Consider the following 5213-nt stretch of genomic DNA (forward strand, 5'->3'; position numbering starts at 1 on the left):
CATAGATGCGGTGAGTTTCGACTATTACACAGGGGAACCGGTTGCCTATGTGTTCGCTTCTCAGCACAGACGCCATGCCCCTCAATCATCCGCATAGGCCCCCAACGATCTGCCATTTCGGTTTCGAAAGAAACCAGATTAGCGGTATCTTGATAAGGCATCGTAATAACGTGCAAATGCTCATCACCCAGAATAGCCCAGATATCATCTATTTCAGGGTTAGCGGTTCCACCAGACATAGGCGTAACAGTTGCCGTTAATCCAACAGGTAATTCCTCGCCGTCGTAATAATTCACGCGGATATCCAGATCGTTACCTAGTTCGCCTTTGTGATTGAATGTCAGATCAACTTTTTTACTATCAGCGCCATTTACAGCTGCATCGACTAGAACACCTGTTGCCGCATTGATTGCCGCGACGGTATTCGTCGCAATATTATCAAGCGTATGTGAGGCCGCAATGCCAACACGAACACGTTTGCCGCCGATATATAAATTCAAAGTACCTGAAGAAACAGACCCGCCAAACGTAACAGACCCGGTAGCTTTTTGAGCATTGCCATCGTCATCAAGAGCCACAACAACTGTTTCAACAAGGTTGTTATTTTCGAAATGCTTTTCCAGCATGCCTGCAAGCATGGAATTAGCGCCAAACAGATTCTTACCCTGGGCGTGTGAAGTTACCCGGTAGCGCGTTTTAGCTTCTGCTGTACCGTTGGGAAGCTTTTGACCTATGACCAAATGTGTGTAGGGCATAAGCGCTGCACCCTGAACAGCGCGGGAATTATCAAATTCCACATAGACAAAAGGTACCCGGATATTTTGGGGAATTTCATTGAATGAAATAGCCATGACTTATTTTTCCTTTTTAAGCTGTGGCTTGCTTTGAGCTTTAGCTTTCTCAGCGATCATTACATCGCCTTGAGCCAAGCGTCTGCGCCAGTGGCTGTTGAATTCAACCTCATCCCCTTCGGCTGGAAGCGGGAGTAAAGTAACCGGATCTCGAACGATGAGACCTTCTTCGGCAGGTTTCAGAAAAGCTTTTTTCATGATGGGGGTTGCTCCGGTTTGATAATGTCTTCGGCCTCAATCTGGCCGTCTTTTGGTGCAAGGTCGTATTTAACCCCGCCCGTTTCAAAAGGTGTTAAATCTTCAAGATCCTTGAAGCGTTGCTCATCGTGCCTGGTTAAAAGTGAAAACCGGATGGAATGGCAAAGAACGCCCGCAAACATAACGGGGATAAATTCTTCCATCTGAAGGCCCGCCTGGTTGTCAACAATGGTCGTATCAATCAAATCACCCAAAGTTTCATCACCGCGAAAAGCTTGAATGATATTTTCAATTAAGTTTTGTGCTGTGATTTCGCTTTGCTCGCCATCAATCAAGCTCATAAATCCGCGAATTTCCCATGTATTCACTACCTTGTTGTAGCCAGAACTATACGGCTGCTCACGTCTGGTAATCCGCGTGATGTACCAGCCCAAAACCTTATCGTCCTGAAGGAAGAAATCTTTGAAAGCACTATTGTTTGTACTGTACCTCTGAAATTCATGAACAAGGCCGATGCCAGAGACAGTTTTCAAGGTATTGGCAATAGCCGTGCGGATTTGGGATAACATCAGATAGAAGCCCCCAATTCATCAGCAAGCTCTTGCACAGCGTCATTGAAAAAGCCCTGTACATTTCCGCCATTGTCTTTAATGGCATTGCCTAACATGTGTTTGCCTTCTGTACCGACTTTAGAAATCTTCAAGGCAATAGCAAAGGCAACGGCATAAGATATTTCGGGATCAACACCCAGTTTGACTTCCGCCCATTCCTGAAGCGGGCGAATAGGTGGGAAATGCGGCTTGCTACCCAATTCAACAGGCAAGGCATACGCCAAGGGAGAACCGACTTCCCCCGTAATCAATCCGCCGCTTAAAACAGGCTCAGTAGAGATAATAGATCCGGCAAGCCCGGTTCCCCGGTCAAGGCTGTAAGGTGTGTTGTCTTTGGTTTCGCGTTCAATAAGTAAAAGGCTTTTACGGGCAGCGGTTGTTAGTTTGCTTTGTACCGCTTCAGGCGCATTTAAAACGGCCTTTTCAAGTGCTTTAAGCTGTTTTTTATCGAACTTTATATCGAGCTTAGGCGTCATTGATCTAACCTCGAATGCATCAGGTAATCACCACCGCCGATAGGGCCGTTCCAGTTTACTGTGACATGTGCGGATTTCTGGTTGCCCGGTTTGATACCTAGTAAATTGTGATAGAGGTCATAATGACGCCGGGCGCGTTTAGCGTATTCAGCTGCTTTGCTATCGTGATCAACAGAGTCCGCGATAATCATGCCATCGCGATCACTAGCTGTTGCACCCGACAAGCTTTCAAATAGAACCGATGCTGCAAAGTGCGATACGGCCTGTCGGTGCTTTTTCGGGATTGTGTCGATTGCCGTTGTAAGCTGATGCACGGCGTTATAACGCAGCCAGTAAATCTCATTTTGGGTTAGTCTGCCGGTCACATAAATTTTCTCGCCTGAAGGGGTTAGGCGAAGATTAAATTCAATAAATGGATTTGAAATATTTGCGGAACGTTCAAGACTTTGTATTGATTCGGCATCAACAGGCTTATCAATAGATTCAGCACCGTTTCCTGTTATTTCGACAACAACAGAACGTGGAAAATCAACCGAGTATCTTTCAACAGCCAATTCAACAGCATTCGTAATGTCTGCATCGCTGATTTTGTCTGTCTGATCCCGGACCAGATTTTTTGTAAGTTCTGTGAAGTCTGCTAGGGGCATTTTCAAACCTTGAGAGAGTTTAACTATCCCGCCGCCATGAAGACGGCGGGATATCTGTGCGCTAAAGCCAAGAGTGGAAAGCTTTAGGCGACTACAGCTTTTTGGAAACCGCGATAGTCCATAACGGCTCCACCATAGATGTGACGAAGTTTGTATTTGATCTTGTCGTTAGTGAAGACAGAGCCAACGGATGGATTATCCTGCACAAACATTTCAGGCTCTTGCTTACCGTCAAGGAAACCAATTTCAATTGTTGGAACATCCATAGGATCTGCAATCAACGCCCAATCATTCGCATCATCCCAGCACCAAACTTCGATAATTTCTGGCTTTAGGGTTTGAATGAAATCAGCATCATTGTTGGTGTCACGCTTGAACAGATCATAAGCAGTTCGACCCAATTCAGCCCCGATCAACATTGTTTTAGGATTAAAGAAAAGTTTCTGGTTTGAACCGGGTTCAGTCTGGTTGACCATCTTAAGTCGGGCGGCTTCGAAGCTGTCTTTGGTAAGTGCTATCGTTGACAAGTTATTATGATCAACATGGAACAAGGCTTTGTTGTCGTATACGGCACCATTTCCAATGATAAAATCAAAGACAAACTTAGAAAGTGTCCGTTTTGCGGCACGGCTCATCCGTCCAGGAATACGACGAATAATATTCACATCGTCATTCTTGATCATTTCCAGGGTAACTTCTTCAGTACCACCGCGTTTGTTTGGAGAATACTTGGCTTCTTCATCATCAGGCGATACCAAGGCCGGATATGGTTGACCTTCTCCAACGACAGATAAATCACCGTATCCGCCGAAACGTGACCGCTTTTGTTCACGGAAATCATTCAATTCACCAACATCCGCAATACGCCGCCAGGCATCTTCTTTTGAATTGCTTTTGTAATCCTTCAACATGCGTCGATTCATGGAATTACCCAAGGCAAGAGAGAATGTTGTTGTATTCAATGCCTCGCGGAATGAACCTGAATGACAGTTTGAAAGTTGTCCCGTAACTTGCCGATCACCTGTAATTCCGACATAGCATTCCCTGAAAGATCTAGCTTGGGCATGGTCTTGATGGCTGATATCAAGGCAAGCTTCCAGCATTGCAGCGTTACGTTCATCTTGAGTTTCACCCGAAAAGACCTGATGTCCGTTACCGTCAGAACCATCACCTAGACCGTTAACAGTACCGCCGCCCGCAAAGTTAGCCAGGTAATCTCGCTCTGACTGGATAGCTTCTTGAACAACTTGCGGTGTAAAACTGTCTTCGTTGGTAAAGCGATCAATCAAACGTGTTTGAGCAACTTCCGGAAGATTTGAACCTTGAATAGTAACACGGGCATCCGCGCGGGCCTCGACCATCCGCAATTCATCACGGGTAACAAAACCATCGGTGTTGACGGGAGGTGTTTCCGGTTGTGGCGTGTCTGCTTCTATAGCTTCTGTCATGCGCCCAATTAATTGCTTGTCGTCCAGCTTTTCCAGATCTGCCTTGTTATGACCTTTTGCCTCAAGAAGGCGCATCATTTGTTCACGATCCATGATTGGATCTCCTTTTGCTTCGATTAAATTTAAGAGAGTTCCACCAGCACCGGGTTCAACGATGAGATCTACTGACCGGATTTCTGTGAATTTTCGGGCTTCGCGAAGAACACGGCCAGAATCATGGCGGGGCTTGATGAGGGATAAGGCATCAATAGAGAAGCCAAAGAGACTGGTTAGGTTTTGAGCAATGGCCTCACGTAGCTTTACAGCGACCTCACCATTCGGCTCAATCATTGCCAGATCGGCTTGGATCTCCCCGGTATCGGTTCCGGCACCTTCGACAAAGCTGACATTTTGCAAGCCACCGATAAGATTCTCGAAAGATTTACCCTGACCGGACAAATGCTCTTTATCCGATTTAACCAGAACGCGAGCGCCTTCAAAAAGCGAGACAGCTTCACGCAAAACAGAATCAGGGTAATAATTATTATTCCCCGAAAGCCCGGCTTGGATAACCCGGATACGGAAGTTTCCACCCTCTGTGCTTTCGATGAAGGCTGATTGTTCGGAAACGGCTTCCGTCATTGTACCAAGATCATCACCAGCTTTTTTGAACTCTTGAACAACTTCGGTAGGTGTTCCCAGGGTAACTTTGGTTCCTGTTGTGGCGTAAGGATAAGAAAGAAGTTTGCCGTCTTTGTTTTCAACAACAATATAATCATTGAACAGGCCCCGGATATAAGGCCACCAATCATCATCCCCGGCGAGTTCTAGAGCTTTTTTAATCGCCCCTGTCAATAAGTCGCTTAACTGCCGTAGATCACCTTCAAAGGCTTCACGGATAGCTTCAGCACCTAGCAAACCCATTTCAGAGATAGCGGGGCTGTTATCTTCGCCTTTGGCTTCGAGCAACCGCGCTAAAACAAGGGCGTTATTATCAGCCGCG

General features: G+C 46.2%; 5 protein-coding genes and 1 pseudogene. All 6 read right to left on the reverse strand.

Going from position 1 to position 5213, the window contains the following annotated elements:
* Nucleotides 1-851, reverse strand: a pseudogene (locus Q0241_RS14760) (phage tail protein); the annotation flags it as partial.
* 3 nt (nt 852-854) lie between these two features.
* Nucleotides 855-1049, reverse strand: coding sequence for a DUF2635 domain-containing protein (locus Q0241_RS14765; protein WP_299378826.1), 195 nt, complete (start codon nt 1047-1049; stop codon nt 855-857).
* Complete coding sequence (locus Q0241_RS14770) at nt 1046-1618, reverse strand: hypothetical protein (RefSeq protein WP_299378828.1); 573 nt, start codon at nt 1616-1618, stop codon at nt 1046-1048. Before Q0241_RS14770 ends, Q0241_RS14765 begins: the two co-directional genes overlap by 4 nt.
* Nucleotides 1618-2136, reverse strand: coding sequence for a hypothetical protein (locus tag Q0241_RS14775; RefSeq protein WP_299378829.1), 519 nt, complete (start codon nt 2134-2136; stop codon nt 1618-1620). Before Q0241_RS14775 ends, Q0241_RS14770 begins: the two co-directional genes overlap by 1 nt.
* On the reverse strand, nt 2133-2783 hold the full coding sequence (locus Q0241_RS14780) for a hypothetical protein (RefSeq protein WP_299378831.1): 651 nt from the start codon (nt 2781-2783) through the stop codon (nt 2133-2135). Before Q0241_RS14780 ends, Q0241_RS14775 begins: the two co-directional genes overlap by 4 nt.
* 83 nt (nt 2784-2866) lie before the next feature.
* Nucleotides 2867-5213 (reverse strand): hypothetical protein (locus tag Q0241_RS14785; RefSeq protein ID WP_299378833.1); only part of this gene is annotated, 2347 nt, incomplete at its 5' end.

This window comes from uncultured Kiloniella sp., assembly GCF_937128705.1.
In the GTDB taxonomy this organism is placed as follows: domain Bacteria; phylum Pseudomonadota; class Alphaproteobacteria; order Kiloniellales; family Kiloniellaceae; genus Kiloniella.